Here is a 511-nt window from a genome sequence, read left to right on the forward strand (position 1 = left end):
ACGTACGCCTGCTGGACGAGGTCGCCGTAGGACGAGACCAGGCCGGTGATGGTGAGCAGCGACTGGCGGGCCGGGGTGCCCGCAGTGGTCGACTTGAGAGCCTGGGCCAGCGCCTGGGTGGCCGTCGACAGCGCGGTGCGGTAGTCCTCGCCCAGGCCCTCGATATCGCCGGTGTCACCGGTGAGGCTGCTCTCCGCCGACTCGTACGAATCGTTCAGCGCCACCTCGGCCGCGGCCACCTGAAGGATCGCGGGGGCCGATTCGTCCCGTACCGCCTGGGCGTTGCGGCTGACGCCGTAGTACGCGGTGAACAGCGTGGCCGCAATGGCCGCCGAGAGCGCCAGCAGCGTCACCAGACGGCGGATCAGAAAGGCGCGGGTGCCGGTCATACCGCACCGGCCGGGGTGCCGGGGCCGCCGGGGCGCAGGGTGGTGTCGCACTGCTGGCAGAAGGTGGCCGTGGCGGGGGCCATGCGCCCGCAGCTGGGGCATTCGAGGTCGAGTCCTGGCGG

1 pseudogene is annotated in these 511 nt (G+C 72.0%); it reads right to left on the minus strand.

The window, feature by feature from the left end:
* Positions 1–389 (minus strand): annotated as a pseudogene (locus CCN51_RS52350) (hypothetical protein); the annotation flags it as partial.
* Positions 390–511 lie beyond the last annotated feature (122 nt).

It is taken from the genome of Streptomyces milbemycinicus (assembly GCF_002154605.1).
Classification (GTDB): Bacteria; Actinomycetota; Actinomycetes; order Streptomycetales; family Streptomycetaceae; genus Streptomyces; species Streptomyces milbemycinicus.